The following is a 24,805-nucleotide window of genomic DNA, read 5'->3' on the forward strand; positions in this document are numbered from 1 at the left end:
TGGTTATGACTGATACTTCCCAACTTGCACTAATAGTACAGGGTGACCACTCTCTCCTGCTGGATGTTCACAACCAGGGCTTTGATAAAGCCAGGGCTGATATATCCCCCTTTGCAGAGCTTGTAAAATCTCCCGAACATATACATACCTACAGAATGACACCTCTCTCCCTGTGGAACGCCGCTTCCGCCGGAATCAGTGAGGATGACATACTGGTCGCCCTTAATAGACACTCCCGTTTTCCCGTACCCGAAAACGTGTTGTACTTTGTCCGTTCCACCCTCTCCCGCTACGGTCTTATAAAGATCGATGCCACCGAGGATGAAGAGACTCTGTACCTGAAGTCCACAGACCCCGCAATCCTTACAGAGATTGCCCACCTCAAGAATCTTAAAAAATACCTCACCGCCGCCGAAGATGGATTTTTCTTTAAACTGATGGACAGGGGAACAATAAAGCTCCACCTTATCAGAGCCGGATTCCCGGTGGAGGACCTGGCACCTCTCAAGTCTGGAGACCCATGTCCCATAAACCTTAGAAAAATTATGCTCAGCGGCAAGGAACTGAATATCCGGGACTATCAGGAAGATGCCATAAGGTCTTTCATTGGAAACAACAAGCCGGGAACCGGATTCGGTACAGTGGTTGTTCCCTGCGGGGGAGGCAAGACGGTTATCGGAATGACAGCCATGAGCCGGATTCAGTGTAAAACCCTGATCCTCACCACCAATGTGGCTGCGGTGCATCAGTGGAAAAGAGAACTTATTGATAAGACCGACCTCAGAGCAGAAGATATCGGTGAATACACGGGTGAAAGAAAAGAGATCAAACCTGTCACCATCGGTACTTACCAGATCCTCATATGGAGAAAGGATAAAGAGAGTGCCTATGAGCATTTTTCTCTTTTCCGGAAGGGTAACTGGGGACTTATCATCTACGATGAAGTCCATCTTCTGCCGGCCCCGGTATTCAGAGTAACAGCAGAAATTCAGGCGGTCCGCCGCCTTGGTCTCACAGCCACCCTTGTCAGAGAAGACGGCGCAGAGGAAGATGTATTCTCACTGGTAGGCCCTAAACGCTACGATGTCCCCTGGAAGGAACTTGAAGCCGGAGGCTGGATCGCCACGGCATGGTGTCATGAGATGCGCCTGGACCTTCCCGAAGACCTCAGAACCAGCTATGCCGTTGCAGACAAGAGGCTTAAATTCCGAATTGCCGCAGAAAACCCCATGAAACCGGAACTGGTTCTCAAACTCATAGAAAAACACCCTGACGACTCCATCCTGGTGATCGGACAGTATGTAAAACAGCTTCAGGAGATGGCGAAGATCTTAAATGCCCCTCTGATTACAGGAAAGACTCCCAATGCTCAGAGAGAGGAGATCTATGACGATTTCCGTATTGGAAAATCGAGGATCATAGTCGTGTCCAAGGTAGCAAACTTTGCCATTGACCTGCCCGATGCTTCGGTGGCCATACAAATTTCAGGAACCTTCGGTTCAAGACAGGAGGAGGCCCAGCGTCTGGGACGTATCCTGAGACCCAAGGACAGAGATTCCTGGTTCTATTCACTTGTAACCCGTTATACTGTTGAAGAGCAGTATGCTGCAAACAGACAGCAGTTTCTGACCGAGCAGGGCTATAAATATACTATCAGCCTTGGAATGGAGGAACTGTGAGCAGCGAAAGAGAAAGGGAAGAGTGGAATACCCTGATAAGAGAACTCCCGGAAGATGTGTTTATGGAAATCATGAACAACTACCTGGGAGGTGTAGACACACCCTATAACAAAACCGACCTTCTCAATACTCTGGCTTTCCGTTTGAGCCGTCCTGAATATGTACTGAGACAGACCAGCATGACCAGCCGGGAGGATATTCTGATTCTATCCGCTGTGGACTGGTTTCAATGTCCCGATGTTCTTTTTTTAAAGGATTTTTTCTCCTCCCGTTTTTCACCCTTCGAAATACAGAACCTTATAACAAATCTTGAAGAGCGGCTTCTTATTTTCAATACAAAAAAGAGTTCAGGTTTATGCCTCAGCTGCAGCCCTCTTCTTCCGGAAGAGATAAAGAAAGATCTGAATCCAGGTCATCTCTACGAACTTCACCCCTCACTTCCGCCTGAGACAGGGACACTGCCCCTGTTAAACGGCTCATTCCTTATCTGTTTTCTCTCCCTGATTCATAGAGAGCAGCAGATTGGAAATAATGACGGATCATTGAAAAAGAAATTTCTCCAGAAACTGGGTCAGCTCTATCCAATAAAGATTTTTACAAACGGCGAGTCAGAAGAACTCCACCTCCTTCTCAATACACTGAAGTCCCTGAAACTTCTCAAGGAACAGGGAGGAAGCTGGTCTCTGCGCCTTGAAAACCTTAAACGTTATTCGGCACTGGACAGAAGAACACAACTTTTAACCCTCTGGGGCCAGATCATCACCACAGACAGAGCCAATCCCGACAAAGGAATGGATTTTACCGAATCACTCCTGAATCAGCTGCCTGCCAACAGAGGCATTGAAGAGGATGATCTGATCTCACTGATCAGGATACTGGGAGATTCTATCTACAACGGACCTCCACCCCTTCCTGTGATGACAATGATAAAACGCTTTGAAACCTTTAATCTCCTTTTATACAGGGATGGTTGTTACTACCTGCATCCCATGCTGGCAAGGCTCACAGCCTTTCCGGCACCCCAGGCCGCCGGTTCGGTGTTCTTTCATGCCACCTTCGATGTAAACCTGACTCCCGAAGCTCCCTTCAGTCTCCCCATGGCCCTGTCACTGGAAGCCGAACGTTACGATTCATTCGCACAGCTGAAGATGACAGACCGATCCTTTGCATCCTATCTGAAGACAGGGATGAAACTGGAAGAACTTGAAAAAGAACTGACAGTGCGGTTCTCTATACCCCTCTCCCAGAATGTCCATTTTTCATTACAAGATTGGGAAAAAGAGTATAACAGCTGTCTTATATGGGATGCTCTGGTTCTGGAAGTGGATGAATCCAGACGGAATGTACTCGAACAGAGTGCTGCCCTCAAACCCTACATCCTCAGATATCCGGCTCCCGGTATCTTTCTGCTGAGCCGTGAAAACAAGGCGGAGTGGGAGGATATTCTTGAAAACCTGGGAATCCGCACGGTACCCCATGTACGCAAGGCACCGGAGACTAGCGGAAACAAGGCGGATTTCAAAATTCTTGACTCAGTAAAAGAACCTATGTTTCATCATAATGAACCCGGTGAGGCCGAAGAGCTTCCCCAGATTGCCCCTGATCATATGGATCTTCTTATCACAAAACTCGAAGCCCTTGAAGGACTGCCTTCAGAAGACAAACGGGAACTGGGTGAAAGAATCAGACGGGGTGTTATCTTTATGGAAGAACAGCTCAGCACTACTATGATGAAGAGTGGAATCCGTAAGGTAAAGGGTCTCGATTATCAGGGAAAACTCAGGATGATACAGTCTGTGATCGGCAACAGAGCCTGGCAGCTGGATATTAATCTTCCCGAAGGAGATTTTGATATTAAAACACACAGGATCGTCCCCCTCAAACTGGAAAACCAGAAGGAGGCGGATGCCCTGCTTATAGGTACAGAACTCCCGGACAAGCCATTTCAATGTCCTGTCAGAAAGATCAGTCAGATTTCAAAGATACGGGTATCTCTTTTCTAAGAAAAGCGAATTAAAGTCTGAGGATATCCCGCAGCACCGGTTTTTTAACCGCCATGACCTCATCCAGACGGGAGACCATCTCCCTGTGGGGTGCGTCATGGAGCAGTTGTGGATTCTCCTGACTCTCTTTAACAATGATTCGCAGAGTATCAGCAAATGCATCAAGGATTTCCAGACTCTCGGTTTCGGTGGGTTCCACCATCAGAGCCTCAGGTACGATGAGGGGAAAGTAAACCGTAGGGGGGTGGAATCCATAGTCAATAAGCCGCTTGGCCAGATCCATTGTATGAACACCTTCTGCCAGATTCTGACCGGAACTTACAAACTCATGCATACAAATTCTGTCATACCAGGGTGGAAGAATATCTTTCACCTTTGACATCAGGTAATTTGCACCAAGAACAGCACTTTCTGAAGCATCCCTCAGGCCGTTTCCTCCCAGAGAGAGGAAGTATGTATAGGCTCTCACAAGAACGCCGAAGTTTCCGTTAAATCCCTTGAGGCGGCCGATACTTTTTTCCGGTTTTGCAAGAGTATAGGAGTCGGGGTCATCCTCAGAGACAACAACTATAGGACCGGGGAGAAAATCTTTTAGAGAATCCGCAGCACCCACCGGGCCTGCACCGGGACCTCCTCCTCCATGTGGAGTACTGAAGGTCTTATGCAGGTTGTAGTGCATCACATCAAATCCGAGCTCACCGGGTTTTACAACCCCCATGATGGCATTAAGGTTGGCTCCGTCTCCGTAGACAAGTCCGCCGCAGGCATGAACGGTCTCAATGACTTCAATAATCTGCTCTTCAAAGAGCCCCAGGGTGTTGGGATTGGTGATCATAATCCCTGCAATGCTCTCATCACAGAGTTCCTTCAATTTAGAAAGATCTATGTTTCCTCTCCCGTCGGAAGGAAGTTCCACGGCTTCAAATCCACCCATGGCGACGGATGCGGGGTTGGTTCCATGAGCCGAATCGGGGATAAGAAAACGGGTTCTCCCCTTATCACCACGGGATACATGATATTTCTTGATCATCAGAACACCCGCAAGTTCACCATGGGCTCCTGCTGCAGGCTGCAGACTGGTTGCCTTGAATCCTGCCAGTTCGCTCAGCCCATTCTGAAGTTCATATAAAAGCTCAAGATTTCCCTGAACAAGAGATTCAGGAGCATAGGGATGGGAGGCCGCAAAACCGGCCATTCTGGCTGTCTGCTCATTGAGCCTGGGATTGTATTTCATAGTACATGAGCCCAGAGGATAAAAACGGGTATCAATACTGTAATTAAGGGTTGAGAGACGGGTATAGTGCCTGATCAGATCAAGTTCGCTGACTTCAGGCAGCTCGGGCTCCACTTTTCTTGCCAGTTTTTCGTCAAGTTCCGCTTTTGGAACATCACTGGCCGGCACTCTTACGGCCCTGCGGCCCGATGAACTCAGCTCCCAGAGGGAGGATATTTTATTCTGATCCATTACATGTTCCCCTTGGCGGCTGCGGTCAGAGCCTTTGCCAGCCGGTCAATCTCATCTTTACTATTCATCTCGGTTACACAGACCAGAAGATCATTTTCCCTATAGGCGGAACGATATTCAGAAGCTTCAAAGCGGCTTAATGCCAGACCGGGGAAAATTCCCTTCTTCTGTAATGCATCCGCAATATCCGCTGCAGGAGAGGGACAGCTCAGTATAAACTCCCTGAAACAGGATGAGCCCTGATCCACTGAGAATCCTTCAAGTTGACCTAAAGTCAGAGAGGCATAGGCTGTTTTGTCATAGATAAGACGGGCTGTCTCTCTGATACCCTGTTTCCCCATGGCCGCCATATACACCGCAGCCGCCAGGGCCATCAGTCCCTGGTTGGAGCAGATATTACTTGTCGCTTTTTCACGGCGGATATGCTGCTCTCTGGCAGAAAAAGTAAGAACACATCCGGCACGTCCGCCGGCATCCATTGTTCTCCCCACAACCCTGCCGGGCATTTTTCGGATCAGCTTCTTAGTAGTAGCAAAGAGTCCCAGGCTGGGACCGCCGTAACTCATGGGTATACCCAGAGGCTGGCCTTCACCGGTAACGATATCAGCACCGCAGACTCCCGGACTTTCCAGCAGCCCGCAGGCCAGAGGGTCTGCATGAACAATAAAAAGAGCTCCAACACCATGGCACTCCTCCGCGAGGGCCTTAAGATCCCGAATCTCTCCGGTAAAAGCGGGGTTGGCTGTGATAAAACAGGCAGAATTATCATCTGGCCGTCCTTTTCTCATAAGGGCATCACTGCCGGCAAGGTAGGTCTCCATAACCTCGATATACTCGGGGTGGATTCCCTCATCCAGAACAATCTCTTTTCTGCCGGACTTGCATCGCAGGGCCATCAGGGCAGCTTCGGCCATAGCTGCAGCACCATCATAATGAGAAGCGTTGACCACCTCCATTCCGTAGAGTTCGGCAATCATAGTCTGGAATTCAAACAAAGCCTGAAGAGTACCCTGGGAGACCTCGGGCTGGTAGGGAGTATAGGCAGTGAAGAACTCCCCTCTGGAAAGTACTGCATCCACTACTGAAGGGACAAAATGTCTATACAGACCGCCTCCCAGAAACCACAGGGCATCATCTGAACTCTGATTTCGATCTGACAGATCCTTGAGTCTCTTCTTCACTACCATTTCCGGCAATCCGTCGGGAATGTTCAGTTCAGGATAACGACAACTTTCGGGAATATCCTGAAACAGTTCTTCAACCGTTTCAAGCCCGATCTGCTCCAGCATCTTAAGCCGGTCGCTCTCAGTATGGGGAATATAACTCATTTACCAACCTCGAATTATTTAATTATTATTCCGTTCCCGGAACCCTCTATTCATCCTGACCTTTCAGGAATTCTTTATACTCTTCCTCGCTCATAAGAGCGGAAAAGCTGTCATCATCACTTTTTATTTTGCAGATCCAACCATCTTTCAGAGCCGATGAATTAACCAGTTCGGGTTCATCTTCAAGCCCTTCGTTAACTTCTGCAACTTCACCGTTAAGAGGAGCGTAGAGATCATTGGCCGCCTTTACAGATTCAATAACACCGAAGGGAGCACCCTGCTCTACCTCGGCTCCGGTTTCAGGAAGCTCGACAAATACAATGTCTCCGACCTTTTCCTGGGCATACTCACTGAGACCGCAGATGTAGAGATCTCCCTCTTTTGCCGCCCACTCATGGGATTTTGCGTATCTGATTTCCATAGATTTACTCCTTATGTATTTTCTAAACTGATCTACAGTTTAGGTTATTTAAACAGTCTGCACTACCAGGATTCTTAAATGAAAGGGTCAGCGATAACTCGGCCTGTAGAGGGGACGCTTTTCAACGACGGCCTTCTTCACTCGTCCCCGGAGGGAGACCTGTATTTCCGTTCCCGCCTTGGCATAGGCCGGAGAAACAAAAGCGTTGGCGCAATACTTATCCACTGTAGGTGCATACAGCCCGCTTACAACCTCTCCTATCACTTCTCCATCAGATGAAAGAACTTCATAACCCTCCCGGGGAACTCCTTTTTCTGTAAGGGAGAGGGTTATCAGTTTTCTCTCAAGCCCTTTTTCCAGAAGAGCTTCCACAGCCTCTTTACCGATAAAATCACCCTGCATGTCACAGGCCCATTTAAGTAAGGCTTCCGGGGGAAGAATATCTTCACCCAGCTCATGTCCATAGAGGGGAAATCCCGGTTCGAATCGAAGACTGTCCCGGCAGGCAAGGCCGCAGGGGCTTATTTCACAATGATCAGCAAACAGAGCCAGAATACTGTTCCATAACTCCAGGGCCGCTTCATTATCTACAAAGATCTCAACACCGTCTTCACCGGTATAGCCGGTACGCCCGGCCTGAAATGTAATATTGTTAAGCTTAAGCTCACGTATGCCGAATCGTTCCCATTCATCCTGCAGGGAGAGGGATGTGAGTTTCTCGAGAACGGGTATTACCTGAGGTCCCTGAAGGGCAAAGAGTGAAGTCTGAGAAGACTCATCTGTTAGGGTAACTTCAAAGGGGCCTGTGTGCAGCTCCAGCCATTCCCAGTCTTTATTCAGATTGGAGGCATTCACCACAAGGGAATAGTCCTCTTCACCCATTCTGTACAGGAAGATATCGTCGATGATACCACCGTCTTCTTTCAGAAGGATTCCATAACCCGACTGACCGGGCTGCAGTGCTTTTACATTGCTTGTAATAAGATGATTCAGGTAATCCGTACTGCCGGGTCCCTGTATACGGAAACGCCCCATATGACTGACATCAAATATCCCGGCGCTTCTGCGGACAATCCTGTGTTCTTCGGTTGCCCCGGGGCCATAAAATAGAGGCATCTCCCATCCGGCGTACTCCACCATCCTGGCACCCTGTTCTACGTGAAAAGAATTCATAACAGTCTTCAACATGTCTGACCCCTTAATATATCAACAATAATTTTAACTCAGATTAATGATTTCAACAATACATTAACTGCATTTTACCGTATCTTGCAATAGTGAAGTCTCTGTTTCATAAAAAACAGGACAGCCGCAGAGAATCTCAAAGGGTCATGGAGAAAATAACTGCACCACTTGAGAGAAATAGACTTTCCATCAAGATAAAAAATACGCTAAAATGATTTGATTATCAAATAGGCAGGATATAAACCATGGCGAAAGTAATAAATAAGAATAATATAAAAGAACGATCCAAAAAAGTGAGTGATTTTACCTTAACTGACAAGGTTCTTATCACAACAACTTCTATTGTGGCCTTCGGGGGATTTCTTTTCTGTTCCATAATGATAGTTCTGATGAACTCCATCGAGTACTGACAGCTATTAAAAGAGTTCCTTTCCCGTAAACAGTCTGAACTGAGCTCTGGCCTGCTCCTGGAGCATGGGCATACCTCCCAGAGTCTGTGCACCCGCATCAGCTGCCTTCTGCATAAGATCGGTAAGCGGGGGGGTATAGATAATATCATAGACCAGTTCCCGCCCTGTAAATTTGTAAAAAGGTACGGGGTTAGTCGGACCTTCAGCACCGTGCATACCCACAGAACTTGTCTGAACCAGAAAATCGTAAGACTTTCCTTCATCCATCTCAGCCTTCAGCTTTACAAGAGAATAACCATGGCCTCCCAACTCATCTGCAAGGGCGGCAGCACGGCTTTCGGTTCTGTTAAAGATGCTCACATCACAGCCTTCCTTCAAGAGTGCATACACAACAGCCCGGGCGGCACCTCCTGCTCCGATAACTGCGGCAGTTTTTCCTTTAAGGTTTCCGGCGTTCTCTATCAAAGGGCGGATAAAGCCTTCGACATCCGTATTATAACCTTCCCAGCCATTTACGGTTCTCACGACAGTATTACATGAGGCGATGGCGGTGACCGCCGAGTCTTCCCGGTCTAGATGATTCCGTACTGCAAGTTTATGAGGTACAGTTACAGAGAATCCTCTGATCTTAAGATGTTCCGCCAGCTCAAAAAATGCCGGAACATCATCCACCGTAAAAGGGAGGTAGACAGCATTCTCACCGATGGCTTTAAACCCGGGATTATGGATATGGGGAGATCGTGTATGGAGCACAGGATTTCCGATTATTCCGTATATCCCGGTCTGATCATCTATTTCATTGACCCTATATAGATTATGAAGTGTATCCCAGTCCATATGCCCGGGAGCAGCCTCGCTGCCGCCGGGAGAACAGAAGGTCAGGAAACTTCCCATCCTCTGTGCCAGAATACGGGTTGCCACTCCATAGGCACCCATTCCCAGGAGGATTAGATTATCCTCGGCGGGATGAGTCTTCTTCCAGTCCTGACCTATCCGGAACAGAGCCAGAACATCGGCAATTCCCTGAGGCATTACAGCAGCCTTTACCAGGTCACCCCGGCTGGACATCTCTTGGAGCCTCTGTGCAAGATCTCCGGGGACCTGATCAAAATCATGGAATGAACGGATAATCCGGATTCCCTTCCCCGCAGCATGAACAGCCAGGACTTCAGAAGATTCATCCTCCTCCAGATCTATAAAGGCAAATGCACCTTCCATGGATTTAAGAAGGAGATCTTCTCTCTCTTCATCACTACCCGACCATTTACCACCATCAATAACCTTCCGGCAGGTCAGTATGAGAGGAGTCCCCGCCTGAGCAGGAAAATCACTGATTTTATCAAGTTCAGAAGCATCGAGAAGATCGATCCGAAGCTCGGCCAGATCGGGAGAGTTCTGCCCCAGATCCTCGAGGTTTGCTGCCAGTGTTGATCGGCACAGGGTCAGGCAAAGTCGTGACATCTAGTAATCACTCCTGTAAACATAAAGATCACTCAGCTTGTCTTCTTCAAAATAGAGTGCACAGGAGACTGGATATCCTCTCTGAGGAAGGGTGTAGATATAATATTCACCTTTGTCCAGGTCGGCTTTTCCAAGGACAGAGATTACCTCATCCCGGCTCATTCCCATCTGCAGAATATACTGATCTGACAGATATTCCCGGTCGGCTCTGATCTGCCAGACATGGGACTCAGCCCAGAACATTGAAATCCTGTTTTTATAGAAAAAGACTACAGAATCCTGACCATCAGATGGACCGCGAACGGTATACATCTCATCGGGAAGCCCGTCCCTTGCAATAACATCTTCAAGAGACCTTCCCAGATGTTCGGCCAGAGTATTTAATTCTGCCGCAACAGTTTCCGATGCATCGGAATCCACTGAGTTATCAGAAAGGGGTTCTGCATGTAAGTAGGAAATACAGAGAAGGAATGACAATAAAAAAGGGAGCATTTTCATGCCCCCATCTTAAAACAGAATCCGGAAAAACAAAAGTCCGGAATAATCAGACTTTAACTGCCGCAGCTTCGGCAGCTGCATCAGGAGTGAGTCCGGTTGTCATCTCTATCCTTGTTTTTCGCCAGCTGATGGAAAACCAGGTAACCGTAACAATTGCAGAGAGTACATCTGCAAGAGGCAGAGCATACCAGACCCCGTTGAGCCCGTAAAAAGTCGGCAGTATCAGTACAAGAGGAATAAGGAAGATAAACTGACGGGAGAGGCTGAGAAAGAAGGCCGGGAATGCCTTGCCCACGGTCATAAAATACGTGGAGCAGATAACCTGTAGTCCAAGTAAGAAAATGGCTGAAGAGCTGATTCTCAAGGCGGGTACAGCCATCTGTACAAGTGTCTCATCATGGGTGAACATCCGGATCAGAAATTCTGCAAAGAACTGAAGGAATAGAAAACCCACAAAGGACATAAAACTGGTTGTCATCATGGCCTTTATATTCACTTCTCTAAGACGGTCAAACAGCTTTGCCCCGTAACTGTAACCGGCAATGGGCTGATAACCGTGAACTATACCGAATATGGGCATCAGGGTGAACATAAAAAGACGGTTCATCATGCCGTAGGTAGCAATGCCGAAGTCTCCGCCGTAATGACGCAGTACATTGTTGATTACAAGAGCAAGTGCACTCATCCCTCCCTGGCGAACCAGAGTGGGCAGACCAAGGGTATTAATATCTTTTACAATTGCAGTATCCAATTTAACATATGACAACTTCAAAGGAAGATGACTCTTGCCGGCAATCATAAAACGCATGATAAAAGCAAAGGAACAGAACTGACTGATCACAGTAGCGATAGCCGCTCCTCTGATTCCCATTCCCAGTCCAAAGATAAAGATGGGGTCAAGGATAATATTCAGACCTGCACCGATAATCATGGTCACCATAGCAATTTTGGGCTGCCCCTCTGCTCTGGAGATATTATTCCCCACCATCGCAAATGAGAGAAAAAAGGAGCCCAGCAGAATCACCTGCATATACTCACGAGCATAGGGCAGAACAGTTTCGGTTGCCCCGAAAATGAATAAAAGGGGATCCATAAAGATCTCTCCCAGAATCATGATGGAGATGCTGCATATAAATGCCAGAACAAAGGCGTTTACTGCGGTTTTAGCGGCCTCATCCGGTTTCTTTTCTCCAAGACGCCTCGAAATAATTGATGCCGCTCCGGTTCCGAAGGTCATCCCCAATGCCCCGATAATCATCTGAATGGGAAGACCGATGGTCAAGCCGGCAATCCCCATGGCCCCCACACCCTGTCCGACAAAAATGGTGTCCACCAGGTTGTAGAGAGCATTTACGATCATTCCGATTGTGGCCGGAATGGACATCTTCAATAACAGTTTTCCTATAGAATCAGACTCGAAGGTCTTCTTATGATCATGTACTTGTTTACTCAAATTTATTCTCCCAGATATGAAGGCTCTCTTTAACTACGTCTACCAACTCCAGAAGGGATTTCACCTTCTCCTCTCCCAGCAGATCCAACTGCTCCTGGATATGAGCTTCCATCTCTTTTTCAAGCTGACAGGCGATAGTATGCCCCGGAGGCAGAAGAGAAATAAGGACCTTTCTACGGTCATTCTCATCGCGCTCCCGGCGGACAAGGCCCTCTTTAGTCAAATTGTCCACAACAGAAGTCATGGAGCCCTTTTCAATATTCATATGAGCGACAATATCACTCATTGTATGACTTCCCCTGCGCCTGAGCATAACCAGGGTCCTCATCTGTGTCTTGTTGAGATTGTACTTTTCACCCGCCATATGCTTGAAACTCTTCATCAGATGATGACCGAATTTCATCATATAATGGGGTATGGCACTGACTGAGTCTATTTCCTCATCACTATACAGGGGAAACTCCTTCTAAATCTAATAGTTCAATTTCTATTAGTTTGATTTCTAAGTATTGAGAATATAGATATCAGGAACAAATTTGTCAAGATGAGACTCAGTCTATTTCGATAATTCCGATTTTCAGGGCATATTTAACAAGTTCAATCTGGCTTTCAACATTGATTTTTCGCATGGCATTGGCCCTGTGCACATTCACTGTCTTGGCAGAGATATTCAGTTTAGAGCCTATATCCCTATATCCCGCACCCTCCGCAGTCATCCGTAGAATTTGCTGTTCTCGGGGAGAGAGTTTATCGTATAACTCCGACTTATTTGCACCGGCACTTTCCAGGACAGAAGCAACCAGATCTGTCATCCAGAATTTCTTATTATCAGGATGAGAAAAAGCTTCTTCCATCAGATCTAAAGGTTCGTCTTTTAAAAAATAACCATCATATCCTTCGTGCATAGCTTTCGTTACATAAATCTGAGACTTATGCATGGTAAGAAAAAAGATTTTCTTTACAAAAGGCTTTATATCCGGAGCAATATCAAATCCGTTCTCACGGCCCACAGAGATATCGATAACAGCTATGTCAATCTGATGGGAGTGGACAATTTCCTTTGCCTCTGCAGTATTGGCTGCATAGAATATCTCCAAATCATCACTTAATTGTCGTTTTAAGCCCTGATAGATCAGATTGTGATCGTCAATTAGTAATATATTCTTCATTTTTTACGGGCACCTTGAATATCAGTGTAACTCCGTTAGACTGTGTGTCCATCTGAGTCCATCTTGCTTCCAGCATATTCATCCTGAACTGTATACTGCTCAGCCCCAGTCCAGTGTTCATGGACTTTTTATAATCATAACCGATACCATTATCTTTGTATTTAACTATGATCTCTGGATGGCTGTAGATTATGGATATCTGTACTTGTTCTGACTGAGAGTGCTTGATTGCATTGTTTAAAAGTTCCTGAACGATTCGGAATATATGAATAACTCGAGATTCGGCCATCTGAAGATTCTTCATCCCGATAATTTTATAATCCAGATTAATCCCTGTGAGAATTTTATAGTCAGAAAAAAGCTGCTCATAGGAATCTTGAACATTCAACTTACTCAATGCGGGAGTCTTCAGCCTGTTAGACACAAGGCGAACCTGTTGTATGGATTCCTCTGAATACTTTTTTAAAAGTGCAAATGATTCTTCTTCAAAATCCGGATGATTAAAAAACTGACTGATTTGAGCTAATTTCTGTGCCAGATCATCATGGAGTTCATAGGATATAATATTCCTGTCTTTCTCCAGAATATCCAGCATATTCTCATTTACATTATCCCTGTATTCCCTGTTTCTTATTGAATTACGATTAGTGAAGGCTGACAGAAAAGACAAAGCTATGAAGGTAGTTATGATAGTAAGAAAAGACCACAGAAAAAATGAATAAAGTCTCAGATGCAAATTGAGCTGCTGCAGATACGATTGCCTTAATTCCAAAAGATAATCGAAGATGCTTTCCAGAAAAAATTTGTCTAAAATGTTTGAGAATAGTAAATCACCAGACAGAGATTCATACAAAATAGAATTTTCAAGAAACTGTAACATATCCACTTTTAAAAAGGCATTGGAATGATCGACTTCCCCATTTATTGAAGCATGAAATAATTTATTTAAAAGAACCTCAATTTTTTCAATGTCAGACTGAAGTAAGTCAGTATATTGCCTGTATTGCAGCAGAAAAAATGTACCGATGAGGATACCAATAAAAACACCCAAGTATAGGAATTTATTGTGCTTGAGAAATTTTAACAATTTGCTGCTTGACATACGATGTTTTTCATTTCCTCTTTAATTAAAAGTACCACAATTAAACAAAGAGAAAACTAAGAAATATTCCTATATTTATTTTTAAATTGCCATGTGAAACTGAACTTATCTTAACCAGAAATCCAATACTCAAAAGTAGGAAAAATGAGTCAGCCAAAAGTCAGTATCATTACACCGGCATATAATGGATATCAATATATCGATGCTGCTGTCAATAGTATTATGTCACAAACATTTACAGATTTTGAATGGATGATTGTCGACGACAGTTCCACAGACTTAACCCACGTTCTTCTCGATGAAGCTTCACAAAAATATGATAAAATAAAGGTATATAGAGTTCATACGAACAAAGGCCCTGTCAATGCAAGAAATGTTGCCATGAAAAAGGCAGTAGGCCGATATATTGCATTCTTTGATATAGACGATCTCTGGCATCCGGATAAACTAAAAAATCAAGTGGCATTTATGGAACGGATGGATGCGGGCCTCAGTTATACAGAGTATAAAAAGATTGATCTTGACGGGAATATTCTGAGTCGTTTCCCAGTACCTGTCCCTAAGAGAGTTAACTCACACAGATTAAAGAAAACATGCAGCATTATGGCCTCCTCCGCCATGTTCGATACAGAGAAGACAGGCAGAATACTGCAGGACACGTCGGTGAACTGTAAGGATGACCTCCATTTCTGGCTTAGGATTCTTAATAAAGTGGGCCATGCCTATGGTCTGAAAGAAGATCTGGCACGATTAAGAATACATACCGATTCATGGACGGGTAATAAACTTAAAGAGGCTAAGAATCAATGGACTCTGTACAGAAAACATCTGAAGCTGAACACAGTACAGGCCGCATATTATTTCACTCACTATGCCATTGTGGGCACCATTAAATATATCTTCTAAAACGGCAGAAAAATGAAAAAATCATACATCCTGACAGTCATCATTCTAACAATACTGGGAGCCTGCAAGTTTCCGGCGGTCAAAGGCTCTGCTCCCGAAGTTCTGCTTTCCAGGATTGTAGACAGCGGACGCATCGATATAGTAGAAAGCCAGCTCTTTATGGGAGAAACACCTCAGCTATATCTTGAATTATCAGATGAGGACGCAAACATATCTGACATTACTTTGAAACACATCTACAAGGGTGAAACAGTCTACCAACAGAATGAGCCGGTGCAGCAGTATCAGGAAACGGCAGATTTCCATATCAGCTTTGAACAGACTCTCTCAGGTCCTGAGGGTCAATGGACCCTGGAATACATCATTGCAGATAAAAATGGATTGTCCACCACAGGCAGTATCTTATACGATGTGAGTTCATTGGCAGACTGCCTCAACATCACAAAGTACACTCCCATAGAGATTATTGACACAGAGAATGATAAAGTTTCAGTTCTCTGTGACTTTGACAATACAAGCGGCAGAGTAATAGACACCATGAAGTTTAAAGTAAGAGTAGACTTCACAGATGGAAGTTCAGACGAGTCAATCCATGCCATAAGAAATAATATCCCCGGCAGAACAAGTTCGGACAGTTTTATAATCATCTTTCCGGACAGCCTGACTGTTAAGGATGTTTCAATAGTGTCTGATTCTCTTGAGATACTGATCTATTAAAAATCTTTCCCTCTTAGTCCAATTGACTCTTTGAAAAATAGAGCCAGATATCATCTCCGCCGGCTTCTTTATTCAGATCCGCATCCACATCAGTAGAATGATTATATTCTCTGCGTTTCACAATGTCATATCCTAAGTCAGGGAATTCAAAGGAGTAAGGATATCTATAGTCACCATCAGAATCTTTGGTATAGACATCTGTCAGGGGCTCTCCTGATGCCCGAGACACACAGAGATACAGATAATCACCCCCGGTGCCCTTGTTCAAGTCACCATTATGCGGACCACTCAGGCCGATAATTTCATAGTCCCCTGCATCATTTTTGGCAGCAGTTTCGCCTCCAGAGTAGGTGATGGCAATGTCTGTGATCGGAGCCAATCCGGATGTTCCGTCATCATTGCCGAAACAGACATAGAGGAAGGTCCATTCCCCGCCTGCATCTTCATTCAAATCCTGATTGACTAGATAGTATTTTCTATTATTAATATCAATGACAGATTCCCGCTGCTTTCCATAATGAATATAGAAATCGATGATGCATTGTCTGGGAGGATCTGTGGGGATTGTATTGACCGATTTCCCCTGAGCATAGACATCGTAGGCTTGTTCCATCTGTGTCCTTTTCTCAGGAGTTGGTGCCAGCTCCCAAATGGGAAATACACCGCGATCATAAACATTGGAAAATACAGGATGACTGTCAATACTGTCTATCCAGTCCTTATACTCTCCATCACTCTGAATTCCCTGACCGTACTCGGGTTTTCCGCCTATCACAGTGGTGGTCCACTCTGCATCGGAATACCAGCTTTCCCAATTGGAATGGCTGGATGTATCCACAGACAGGGTGGCCGACTTGAAAAGGGTCTTGTAGCTGGCTTTGGCGGAAAGCTTTATATCTTCACTTCCCGAAGACGTATTCTTCCTGGCCGAATAATTATAATCCAGCCGGGCTCCGACTATAATCCCCGTGAGCAGATGAGTTCCATAATTTTCAAAAATCATAGCCGAATTATCATCCGGATTATCCAGGGCAGTCTTAAATTCCGGAGTAAGATATTCTACCAAAAAATCACCATTACTCCTGTCATTGATCAAAAGGGCATGCTTCTTAATATCACTGTGAATCGTTGCAAAGTTATAGGCTGTTGATTCAAATCTTTCCCGGGCGAAACTCTGATTGACGGAGCCGCTGTAAAAATTGTAATTACCGCTCATTTTTGTTTTTTCTTTAAAGCTCTCAAAATATTCAGAATAAGTAGCACCGGAACTGCTGGTAAAATCTCCCTTATTTATATCCTGCATATCAATAAGTCCGAGTTCCAGAAGAGCATTCACATCTAATATTGGATCTTTGACCTCTTCCGGATCGGCATAAGGATCAAAAATATCGTAACCCTTGCCAATGACATCTAAGCCTGCAGTCTGAAGATTGACAGGATTCGCATCCTCTTTGTTCTCATCTGATCCGATAAGATCACAGCCTGACAGATAAAAAAAGGATACAAGAATCAACAGAACCAAAGGTTTTTTAAGGGATATCACTATTTTCTCCAATTTATTATCAACATATTTTTTCAAATTTTCCCTGAAAGAACAGCCGTAATGATAAAACTCACGGGCCTGTCCTTCCTGTCTGGATTGTGTTGGTTATACCCTCCGTCCAGAGAACCCCAGACGATGGGGGTCGCCATATTGATGGTCAGGTAAGGAACCGCATCCCAGGTAATACCCGGAATAACCAGTCCCGAATTCTCACTTGGATTGTACTTAAGCTGAGTAAAGAGGTTCAGCTTATTTTTACCTGTTTTATAGGAGACCATTCCAGCAAGGTTATGTCCCCAGAGCAGAGGAAACTGCGTATTTTTCACATCCAGCTCTGTTTCCTCACCGCAGTAAAAGTATTCCCCCGAGAGCTTCAGTTTTTTATCAAAGAAATCCATATAGAAGCCCAGGTTCAGAGAGAAGTCCCAGGCATCGGATAAAGTAGACTCATAGTCATAGTCATCCCGTGTCACAGGATACTGATAATAGGCGTCTATAGCCGTAAAACGATTTTCCCTGTCCGGTTGAATATCATCTCCCTGTATGTCATAGGAAATAAGCCCTTCCTGATATATTTCAATGTTCTTGAACAGTGTTGAACTGAAAGAGTAAAACCCACGGAGATTCATCTGGGCATGGTAGAAGGTACCCATGGTAAGGTCAAAATTCCTGGTGGCAAGGTTGACATTGCCTCCATAGCCGATCTCATCGGCACTGGGCTGGAGAGGGTCTTCAAAAAAACCATTTCTGGTGAATACAAGCCCCTCAATACCCCCGATCCCCAGAGGAAGATTCAATTTAAGAGCATAGGAATCCGCCTCATCAAGATAGGGATCATTGGTCCTGTCACCAAAATCATCGGGAACACGGGCAGTGAGATTGGTAAAGGGAAAATTCCTTGAGATTCCCCAGGTGACAGTCTGCCTCCCCATACGGACATAGAGAGAATTTTTCACATTGAAATCACAGAAAAACTCTGTAACCTCTGTTTCCAGCTCGGGAAAGGAGAGAGAATATTTTTGCAGAACCCGGAATTCCGGACCTATCTGAAAGTTCAGACTGATGGAAGATTTCATATCCATCAAAGCCATAGAATCCAGTCCAGAACTGTCGTTGATCCCCGGGTTCCAGGGCATGTAGTTCCACCCCGATGAATAGCCCCCTACAAAACGGAAATTTCCAATAAGAGAATAACTGCTCTTCTTGATAACATCGTTTAAAAGGTCAATTTCCTTGTCCGTACTGGAGACTCCCGACTGCTCCTGAGGTACGGCCTGCCGGGCAACTTCTTTGGTTTCTTCTTCACTTATATCCTGAAACTCCGACTCCTCTTCAAAGAGAGCATCCAGGTTCATGTCTTCATCCATCAGATCTTCAGAAGCTTCCTCTGCAAAAAGAGGAGCCGTCATAAAGAGGAGAAAAAGAAAGGAGTAACAAAGTCTGCGCATCATGATGAAGCTCCATCATTGGGTCCGCCGGGGGTAGCCGGATAATAAGATTTCCAGTCCAGTCCGCTGTCGGTGTCAGTATTCTCATCTATGCGTCCAACACTGCGTATGTGGTTGATTCTGAGTGTTGGGTCAATATTAAATGTAATTTCTCCAAAGTAGGAACCTGGAGAGGTCCCATCAAAGGTTCCTGATGAGGGATAGGCGATGGAAGAAGATCCCCAGCGGATAAAATCTACGGACTGTCCCTGGGTGATAAGTTCGGCAAAGCCCTGATTGGTCCAATAGGGAAAGTACCCGACCCTGTTCAAATAGAAGATACCCTTTACAGCATCATCATTCCGCTCTATCTCCTCTGGGCTGAAAACTTCTTCCAGCCTGAGTCCGACATCCGGATCATAATTCGGAACATATTTAGGATCTTTATCATAGTAGCTCTTATAATCATCAAAATTGAATTCGTGAGCCTCTACCCCTGCCCTTAAAAGCATATAAGCCCCGGGCTGAAGACTGTATGAGGGAAGCTCAAATTCTCCATCGAATAGCTCATTGGAGCCCATGATGGAAGAGCTGCAGCGTAGGGTCAGAATGGAGATATCCACCGCCTCATTTCCGTAATTGTATAGTTCAATATAGGGAAGCTTAATCACTTCTATCTCATCCTGATAATAGGCCGATCCGATCTCCGAGATCCTCACAGGGACATACACATCATCCTGATTTGAAAGGAATTCACATGACCCCAGTATAAGAACCAGCCCTATGAGTACAGGCAATTGTTTTAATTTCATAGAATTATCCTAGCGGTTTACCTGTTCCAAAAACTGCTTGGAAAAGGTGGTATTGGGAATATCCCGGAAGGAGACCTTGTTAATGGAGATTTGTGTTTTCTCCCGGCTCAGAGTTTCCAGTAGAAGAAATTTATGAGGAATGTAGCGTCCCTCTACCATCTGGTAGCTGGGAAAGGCGGTGGTTCGCAAGAGCTCCCCGGAGAGTCCGTAGTCTTCTGTCTTGCGGACCAGATAGTCCTCATCCACCCATACATCCATTATGGGATAGGTCACCCCATCGTTGTTGGCTTCAAGATGCAGTTTCCAGCAGTCATAACGCCCCAGTTTTACTGTCTCAGCCCCGGTCACATCGTAGTCATTGGCCAATGTGGAACGGGTAAAGTCAGAATTCCTGGCATTGGTATTCTGAAATCGGTCTTTAGAACTTGAAAAGTTGAATCGCCTGCTCTCGGGGTCGTAGAACCACAGGGCATCCTCAACCTTAAGGTAACCCTGCCCCTTACTCACCTGGGGCTCCATTATAACAATGACATACTTTTCATCGGCGTCCCGTCTGAAAACAATGGCCACTGTCTTTTCCCGGTCTTCACCGGGTTTATCTTCAACAATTGTATATTCGGCAGCAAAGTCTGTATCCATATAGCTGGCCAGGGCATCTACCTTTTCCAGGATGACCTGGTAGTCTTCGGCCCAGAGGCCGGGAACCATTATAAAAAGCATAAAAAGTATTGAGTAAACAGATTTCATAGAGTCTCCCTGTATTTTTTAATGTTCAGTAATTTCAACGGAAAGACGTTTCCAGTAATCCGATGCCAGCACAAGAATGTCATCGCTTAAGAGCTCTGGGGTATTGTTATCATAGAGTTCAATAATATTATCCAGATCCCAAATAACTTTAATGATCACAGCTGATGTATCTTTGTTGATATGAAGTCCTTCAAAAGGAATAACAATAATATCCTTTTCTCCCAATGGATTCTCCGCCAGTTGAATCGTATCGGAGTACATATCAAAGAACAGACCATAACTGCCCTGAAGATGCTCCAGTCCGAAAGAGAGGGACCCATCCGCATTATTTATAAACTGTCTTGTTTCATCGATAACATCAAAGACCGAAGAATCATCAAAAGTGAATTCCGACCAGCTTTTAAACTGTTCGATGAGTTCTTCCTTATTTTGATAACTCTGATCCGGCCATACATTTTCATAACCGGGGATATGGACCGTGATCATACTCTCGCTTTTACTTATATAAGTTTTATTCTGGGATATTGAAGGAGAATAATTGATCCTCTGCTGCTGAAAATTAATGTTGATCCCATCGTAGACCTGAACCTGAAAATCCTCATCCGGATACAGGGACACATCATCAATGAAATTGGCTGTGAATAATTCAGGTTTATCACGTTTGTCATAAGTCATTCCTTCTGCTAAGGACACTGCCATATACATAGAAGTAGACCTTTCAGGAATTGTCATATTATCCAGATGGGCCTTCACGAAATGGAAAAGATTTAATGAAATTGAAAATTCTGTAGGTGTATAAGCTCCTATTTTATTACCATAAGCCGTATACCCATCAACGATGGAATTCATACTCTCATCTACTTCATAAGTCGAATAGTTTACTACTGCCCTACTCTTGCGGTTATCAGATCCGCTTTCGAATTGAACCTCTCCAGATTTGGTCTGCTCAAATAGGCTGCAGCTTGATAATAATATAAGCAGTACGATGTAAAAGTGTTTCATGTTTTTAACCTTTATTAATAATTGTGAGTTCACTCTATGTAAGAGCCTCAATCAGGGGATAGCGGGAAGCCCGATAAGATGGTATGACAGCAGCGGGTATGAGAATGAGTCCCAATAATAGAATATTGAGAACCACAGATTTTATTGTAAAGAGAGGAACAAGACGCCCTTTCTGAAGAAACAGTTCAAACCCGGGAAGTGCGGAATAGTCGATTAATGAAAGAATGCCAAATCCTGGTATAGATAAGAGAGCCCCCATTAAAAGAGAGAGCCCGAAAAGCCAGAGGGCTTCCAGGACGAGTATGGTCATGATGGTGGTCCGGTTCATCCCTATGGCACGAAGTGTTCCAATTTCTGAGAGCCGTTCCCTGATAACCATCTGATAACTTACTGCCACAGAGACAAGGATAATCAGGGCCACCATGATGTATAAGAAATAGCTGACAAGGTCTATGGCGGTCAGAAGATCGTCCACCTGGGAGATGTATAGGCTCAAAGGGATAATGAAGTACCTTTCACCTGTCCATTGAGTACGGTCCAACTGACGGGTAAGATCTTCTTTGTTCTCCAGCAGGGGGGCCGTATCAAGGTTATCTGACAAGGCAGTATGAACCCTTTTTATATCCTCAGAAGAAAAACTACCTTCCTGTTTATAAATTCCATAAGAAGAGATATCTCCTTCAGAAAATCTCAAAAGAGAGGCCAGTTCTTTCAAGGGTACATAACTTTTGTAATATCCAAATATGCTTGTATCCCGAAATACCGCCCTTAACACAAGGCTTACTGTATTCTTCTGCCCGCTGAGAGTATTGCCCTGCAATATGATACTGTCTCCGATCTTACATCCCAATTCAGAGGCAACGGTTTCTGATATCATTATGCTTTGATCGAGAATCAGATCATCTGTAGAGCCTTCTACAATATCCAGTGCAGAAAAATCCTCATCTTCCCATTCCACACCATACACATTTTTCTGACCTACCCCTTCTCCATTGAAGTAGAGTATGCCTTCTCTGTAATAGTTGATCCTCTTTTGCAGCAGATCATATTCCAGGCCTGTATTTTCCAGCAGGTCTTTCACCAGCTCAGGTTCAGACATGTGCATCTTATTACCGTGGTCTTTGTCATAGGAGATAATAAAAAGGTCTCCTCCGTAATGACCCCGGGCGGAGTTGTGTAGTGTGTCTGTCATTCCCATGGAGAGGGAAGACATTATGGTAATAACTGCAAACCCGATGCTCAGTGAGATAAGCAGAAAAATATATCTGTTCAGGTGCTTTTTGAAGTAGGAGATGGAGAGCGTGAGGGTATGATGAGCTGCCATATCAATGCTTCTCCTGTGCTGCTGTGGGTGCTATGGATAAAACCTTTCTTACGGGTATCCACGAGGCCAGGAGTCCCAGGATAAAAGAAACCAGCAGGGAGCCCAGGGCCCAGTTTAAATGAAAGCCGATGTGAAGCTCTGTCATACCAAAGAGTGTCTGTACGAGTACATTATCGATACCTATATTGAGGCTGTTGATCCAGTTGATTATGAGAACGGCTATCCCTATTCCGCTGAGGCCTCCGGTGCAGGCAAGAAATAAATTTTCCATCAACACAAGAGATGAAATCCATATTTTTTCGGCGCCCATGGCCCGGAGTGTTCCCAGTTCTGAATATCTGTCGAAAACAGAGATCAGGAGAATATTGACTATGGCGATTCCCCCGGCGAGGAGAACAAGGGCAAAACCGGCGTTGTAGAGGATCTGCAGTAAAAATACCATCCTGGCGGACAATCCGGCAGCCTCTTTCCAGTCCATGATCACCAGGTCCAGCCCGGCGTCTTCCAGTAAATGTCCAAGGCTGGAGGAAAAGCTCTTTAAACTCACACTTTCTTCCAGCCTCATCAGGATAAAATGCCAATCCCCCGATGCAGCATCGCTATTATCAAGTTCATCCCTCATCCCGATAACATTCCCCACCGAAACCTTTTCATCCGCTTCAAAGAGATCTTCATTCACAAAGAGGTCTTCCGAGAATAGAGATTCCAGATCCTCATCCAGATACTCCATCTCCTCCTCTTCTATATCTTCGGTATTGCTTTCGCTAAGGGCCAGGGAGTTGAGAGCCTGTATTGTCTGCATGTCACAGATTACAATCCGGTCCAGCTGAGGGTCTTTCGTATCATAGGAGAATACTCCCCTCAAGGGGACTTCCCTTATCTTAAAGCCTCTGGTTCCTCCTATGCTGAGGAGTACGGGATCAGCAATAGAAATACTCTTTCCGCTCTCTCTTGAAATCCTCTCATAAAGCTCCAGGGGGAGCATCACACCGTGTTCCCCTGACTTGAGACTCTCCCCTTCAAGGATGTTGAGGTCCGGAAAAAGAGAAAAATAGTTCTCCCCTTCCACTCCAAACAGTGGTGTTGGCATGCGTTGCCCATTCATCTCCAATAAGGCAGCCCCGTAGGTCAGTCCTGTCCTATGAGTGATCTCAGAGGATTCATCGATAATAGAGAGAATTTCATCTACATTCTGCAAGACAGGCATTGTGTAAAACTCTTCAAAAGAGGGTGTTAAGGCACCAAAAAGGCTGACATCCATGGTCCCGGGAGCCCTTATGACCAGGTCACCCGTGAAGTTATCCCTGTAACTTCTCTTTAATCCATTCCCAGACTCTGCAATCAGGGAATTCCCCATAAAGAACAAAGCAATCAAGAGGGCAAAGAGGGAGAAGATGATGATAGAGTGCTTCTTTTTTCTGATGATGTTACGAAAAGCGATGGTTTCGATCATTTCCCGGTATATCTCTCTTCATTCTGAATAAGGCCGTCTTTCAGGTACACCACATGATTAGCCATATTCCGAATAACAGGATCATGGGTGGAGAAGATAAAGGTGGTTCTATAAACGGTATTGATCTCTTTCATCAAACCCAATATGTCATCGGATGTTCCTGAGTCCAGGTTGGCTGTGGGTTCATCGGCAATGACAATCTTGGGCCTGGTGATTAGGGCCCGGGCAATGGCAACTCTCTGTCTCTGTCCACCGGAAAGTTCTGAGGGTTTATGGTGCCGCCACTCTTTAAGCCCGACCTGAGCCACCAGTTCCGACACCCGATCCCTCCGTTCCACCCTGGCAGGGGGTTTGGCCCCCAGCATCAGAGGCAGTTCGATGTTCTCTTCAACAGAGAGCACGGGCAAGAGGTTAAAGGACTGAAAGATAAAGCCGAGACTCTCCCGGCGAAGCCTTGTTTTCTGCCTGTCGTTCAAACCCGCAACAGACTCCCCTCCGATACAAAGCTCACCGGATGAGGGATCATCAATAAGACCTATTATATTCATAATGGTAGTCTTACCAGCCCCAGAGGGCCCCACCACGGCCACAAAGTCACCCTGCAAAACATGCAGGTTCACACCCTTCAAGGCATGTACCTCTACACTCCCCATGGGATAGGTACGGCTTATGTTATTAAGTTTGATCATAATATTTGATT

General features: G+C 45.2%; 23 protein-coding genes. 5 read left to right on the top strand and 18 right to left on the bottom strand.

The window, feature by feature from the left end; translation table 11 throughout:
* Positions 1-5: 5 nt before the first annotated feature.
* Positions 6-1,679: a DNA repair helicase XPB gene (locus tag DV872_RS04100; protein ID WP_114628573.1), complete on the top strand. Its 1,674-nt coding sequence runs from the start codon at positions 6-8 to the stop codon at positions 1,677-1,679.
* Positions 1,676-3,682 carry a hypothetical protein gene (locus tag DV872_RS04105; protein ID WP_114628574.1) on the top strand — a complete coding sequence of 669 codons (2,007 nt, stop codon included), beginning with the start codon at positions 1,676-1,678 and terminating at the stop codon, positions 3,680-3,682. The genes DV872_RS04100 and DV872_RS04105 overlap by 4 nt, the downstream gene beginning before the upstream one ends.
* Positions 3,683-3,692: 10 nt before the next feature.
* Here DV872_RS04105 and gcvPB read toward each other — a convergent pair whose 3' ends face one another.
* From gcvPB to gcvT, 4 genes are all read right to left on the bottom strand, one after another.
* The gene (gene gcvPB, locus DV872_RS04110; protein ID WP_114628575.1) at positions 3,693-5,147 is read right to left on the bottom strand and encodes an aminomethyl-transferring glycine dehydrogenase subunit GcvPB; all 1,455 of its coding nucleotides are present in this window, start codon (positions 5,145-5,147) and stop codon (positions 3,693-3,695) included.
* On the bottom strand, positions 5,147-6,475 hold the full coding sequence (gcvPA, locus tag DV872_RS04115) for an aminomethyl-transferring glycine dehydrogenase subunit GcvPA (RefSeq protein WP_114628576.1): 1,329 nt from the start codon (positions 6,473-6,475) through the stop codon (positions 5,147-5,149). Before gcvPA ends, gcvPB begins: the two co-directional genes overlap by 1 nt.
* Positions 6,476-6,521: 46 nt before the next feature.
* Positions 6,522-6,896: a glycine cleavage system protein GcvH gene (gene gcvH / locus DV872_RS04120; protein WP_114628577.1), complete on the bottom strand. Its 375-nt coding sequence runs from the start codon at positions 6,894-6,896 to the stop codon at positions 6,522-6,524.
* 87 nt (positions 6,897-6,983) lie between these two features.
* Complete coding sequence (gene gcvT / locus DV872_RS04125) at positions 6,984-8,084, bottom strand: glycine cleavage system aminomethyltransferase GcvT (RefSeq protein WP_114628578.1); 1,101 nt, start codon at positions 8,082-8,084, stop codon at positions 6,984-6,986.
* A gap of 242 nt (positions 8,085-8,326) precedes the next feature.
* Here gcvT and DV872_RS26470 point away from each other — a divergent pair, with 242 nt between their 5' ends.
* The gene (locus DV872_RS26470) at positions 8,327-8,491 is read left to right on the top strand and encodes a hypothetical protein (protein ID WP_158546822.1); all 165 of its coding nucleotides are present in this window, start codon (positions 8,327-8,329) and stop codon (positions 8,489-8,491) included.
* Between the two features lie 6 nt (positions 8,492-8,497).
* Here DV872_RS26470 and aroE read toward each other — a convergent pair whose 3' ends face one another.
* The 6 genes from aroE to DV872_RS26475 form a co-directional block, all read right to left on the bottom strand.
* Entirely contained in the window at positions 8,498-9,952 is a 1,455-nt protein-coding gene (gene aroE / locus DV872_RS04130) for a shikimate dehydrogenase (protein ID WP_114628579.1), read from the bottom strand.
* Entirely contained in the window at positions 9,953-10,444 is a 492-nt protein-coding gene (locus DV872_RS04135) for a hypothetical protein (protein WP_114628580.1), read from the bottom strand.
* A 52-nt stretch (positions 10,445-10,496) separates the two neighbouring features.
* On the bottom strand, positions 10,497-11,903 hold the full coding sequence (locus DV872_RS04140) for an MATE family efflux transporter (protein WP_199563424.1): 1,407 nt from the start codon (positions 11,901-11,903) through the stop codon (positions 10,497-10,499).
* Positions 11,896-12,309 (bottom strand): MarR family winged helix-turn-helix transcriptional regulator, encoded by a 414-nt coding sequence (locus tag DV872_RS04145; RefSeq protein WP_114628581.1) that lies wholly within the window; start codon positions 12,307-12,309, stop codon positions 11,896-11,898. The genes DV872_RS04140 and DV872_RS04145 overlap by 8 nt, the downstream gene beginning before the upstream one ends.
* Positions 12,310-12,454: 145 nt before the next feature.
* Positions 12,455-13,072, bottom strand: a complete 618-nt coding sequence (locus tag DV872_RS04150; protein ID WP_114628582.1) for a response regulator transcription factor — start codon at positions 13,070-13,072, stop codon at positions 12,455-12,457.
* Complete coding sequence (locus DV872_RS26475) at positions 13,050-13,742, bottom strand: sensor histidine kinase (protein WP_158546823.1); 693 nt, start codon at positions 13,740-13,742, stop codon at positions 13,050-13,052. Before DV872_RS26475 ends, DV872_RS04150 begins: the two co-directional genes overlap by 23 nt.
* A 576-nt stretch (positions 13,743-14,318) precedes the next feature.
* Between DV872_RS26475 and DV872_RS04160 the strand changes: the two genes are divergently transcribed.
* Together DV872_RS04160 and DV872_RS04165 are read left to right on the top strand one after the other, a co-directional pair.
* Positions 14,319-15,080: a glycosyltransferase family A protein gene (locus tag DV872_RS04160; protein WP_114628584.1), complete on the top strand. Its 762-nt coding sequence runs from the start codon at positions 14,319-14,321 to the stop codon at positions 15,078-15,080.
* Between the two features lie 12 nt (positions 15,081-15,092).
* Positions 15,093-15,797: a hypothetical protein gene (locus DV872_RS04165; protein ID WP_114628585.1), complete on the top strand. Its 705-nt coding sequence runs from the start codon at positions 15,093-15,095 to the stop codon at positions 15,795-15,797.
* Between the two features lie 13 nt (positions 15,798-15,810).
* Here the strand turns inward: DV872_RS04165 and DV872_RS04170 are convergent, their stop codons facing one another.
* Genes DV872_RS04170 through DV872_RS04205 form a run of 8 tightly spaced genes read right to left on the bottom strand, consistent with a single transcriptional unit; the run spans position 15,811 to position 24,794 of the window.
* Complete coding sequence (locus DV872_RS04170; RefSeq protein WP_147283094.1) at positions 15,811-17,340, bottom strand: MAC/perforin domain-containing protein; 1,530 nt, start codon at positions 17,338-17,340, stop codon at positions 15,811-15,813.
* Positions 17,341-17,372: 32 nt separating this feature from the next.
* Positions 17,373-18,791: a hypothetical protein gene (locus DV872_RS04175; protein WP_114628587.1), complete on the bottom strand. Its 1,419-nt coding sequence runs from the start codon at positions 18,789-18,791 to the stop codon at positions 17,373-17,375.
* The gene (locus DV872_RS04180) at positions 18,788-19,579 is read right to left on the bottom strand and encodes a hypothetical protein (RefSeq protein ID WP_114628588.1); all 792 of its coding nucleotides are present in this window, start codon (positions 19,577-19,579) and stop codon (positions 18,788-18,790) included. Before DV872_RS04180 ends, DV872_RS04175 begins: the two co-directional genes overlap by 4 nt.
* Positions 19,580-19,588: 9 nt before the next feature.
* The gene (locus DV872_RS04185) at positions 19,589-20,326 is read right to left on the bottom strand and encodes an outer membrane lipoprotein-sorting protein (RefSeq protein ID WP_114628589.1); all 738 of its coding nucleotides are present in this window, start codon (positions 20,324-20,326) and stop codon (positions 19,589-19,591) included.
* An 18-nt stretch (positions 20,327-20,344) separates the two neighbouring features.
* Positions 20,345-21,328 (bottom strand): hypothetical protein, encoded by a 984-nt coding sequence (locus tag DV872_RS04190; protein WP_114628590.1) that lies wholly within the window; start codon positions 21,326-21,328, stop codon positions 20,345-20,347.
* 34 nt (positions 21,329-21,362) lie between these two features.
* A complete protein-coding gene (locus DV872_RS04195) occupies positions 21,363-22,652 on the bottom strand; it encodes an FtsX-like permease family protein (RefSeq protein WP_114628591.1) in 1,290 nt (429 codons plus the stop codon).
* A gap of 1 nt (position 22,653) precedes the next feature.
* Complete coding sequence (locus DV872_RS04200; protein ID WP_114628592.1) at positions 22,654-24,105, bottom strand: ABC transporter permease; 1,452 nt, start codon at positions 24,103-24,105, stop codon at positions 22,654-22,656.
* Positions 24,102-24,794, bottom strand: coding sequence for an ABC transporter ATP-binding protein (locus DV872_RS04205; protein WP_114628593.1), 693 nt, complete (start codon positions 24,792-24,794; stop codon positions 24,102-24,104). The genes DV872_RS04200 and DV872_RS04205 overlap by 4 nt, the downstream gene beginning before the upstream one ends.
* Positions 24,795-24,805: the final 11 nt, after the last annotated feature.

Origin of the sequence: Oceanispirochaeta sp. M1 (genome assembly GCF_003346715.1) — a bacterium.
Taxonomy (GTDB): domain Bacteria; phylum Spirochaetota; class Spirochaetia; order DSM-2461; family DSM-2461; genus Oceanispirochaeta.

Excerpts from the sequence above, each read along its gene's own strand:
- DV872_RS04190 (WP_114628590.1), bottom strand. The coding sequence starts at position 21,328 with ATGAAACACTTTTACATCGTACTGCTTATATTATTATCAAGCTGCAGC.
- DV872_RS26470 (WP_158546822.1), top strand. The coding sequence starts at position 8,327 with ATGGCGAAAGTAATAAATAAGAATAATATAAAAGAACGATCCAAAAAA.
- DV872_RS04195 (WP_114628591.1), bottom strand. The coding sequence starts at position 22,652 with ATGGCAGCTCATCATACCCTCACGCTCTCCATCTCCTACTTCAAAAAG.
- DV872_RS04135 (WP_114628580.1), bottom strand. The coding sequence starts at position 10,444 with ATGCTCCCTTTTTTATTGTCATTCCTTCTCTGTATTTCCTACTTACAT.
- DV872_RS04165 (WP_114628585.1), top strand. The coding sequence starts at position 15,093 with ATGAAAAAATCATACATCCTGACAGTCATCATTCTAACAATACTGGGA.
- aroE (WP_114628579.1), bottom strand. The coding sequence starts at position 9,952 with ATGTCACGACTTTGCCTGACCCTGTGCCGATCAACACTGGCAGCAAAC.
- DV872_RS04200 (WP_114628592.1), bottom strand. The coding sequence starts at position 24,105 with ATGATCGAAACCATCGCTTTTCGTAACATCATCAGAAAAAAGAAGCAC.
- DV872_RS04100 (WP_114628573.1), top strand. The coding sequence starts at position 6 with ATGACTGATACTTCCCAACTTGCACTAATAGTACAGGGTGACCACTCT.
- DV872_RS04175 (WP_114628587.1), bottom strand. The coding sequence starts at position 18,791 with ATGATGCGCAGACTTTGTTACTCCTTTCTTTTTCTCCTCTTTATGACG.
- DV872_RS04205 (WP_114628593.1), bottom strand. The coding sequence starts at position 24,794 with ATGATCAAACTTAATAACATAAGCCGTACCTATCCCATGGGGAGTGTA.
- DV872_RS04145 (WP_114628581.1), bottom strand. The coding sequence starts at position 12,309 with ATGATGAAATTCGGTCATCATCTGATGAAGAGTTTCAAGCATATGGCG.
- DV872_RS04180 (WP_114628588.1), bottom strand. The coding sequence starts at position 19,579 with ATGAAATTAAAACAATTGCCTGTACTCATAGGGCTGGTTCTTATACTG.
- gcvPB (WP_114628575.1), bottom strand. The coding sequence starts at position 5,147 with ATGGATCAGAATAAAATATCCTCCCTCTGGGAGCTGAGTTCATCGGGC.
- DV872_RS04185 (WP_114628589.1), bottom strand. The coding sequence starts at position 20,326 with ATGAAATCTGTTTACTCAATACTTTTTATGCTTTTTATAATGGTTCCC.
- gcvPA (WP_114628576.1), bottom strand. The coding sequence starts at position 6,475 with ATGAGTTATATTCCCCATACTGAGAGCGACCGGCTTAAGATGCTGGAG.
- gcvH (WP_114628577.1), bottom strand. The coding sequence starts at position 6,896 with ATGGAAATCAGATACGCAAAATCCCATGAGTGGGCGGCAAAAGAGGGA.
- DV872_RS04160 (WP_114628584.1), top strand. The coding sequence starts at position 14,319 with ATGAGTCAGCCAAAAGTCAGTATCATTACACCGGCATATAATGGATAT.
- gcvT (WP_114628578.1), bottom strand. The coding sequence starts at position 8,084 with ATGTTGAAGACTGTTATGAATTCTTTTCACGTAGAACAGGGTGCCAGG.
- DV872_RS04150 (WP_114628582.1), bottom strand. The coding sequence starts at position 13,072 with ATGAAGAATATATTACTAATTGACGATCACAATCTGATCTATCAGGGC.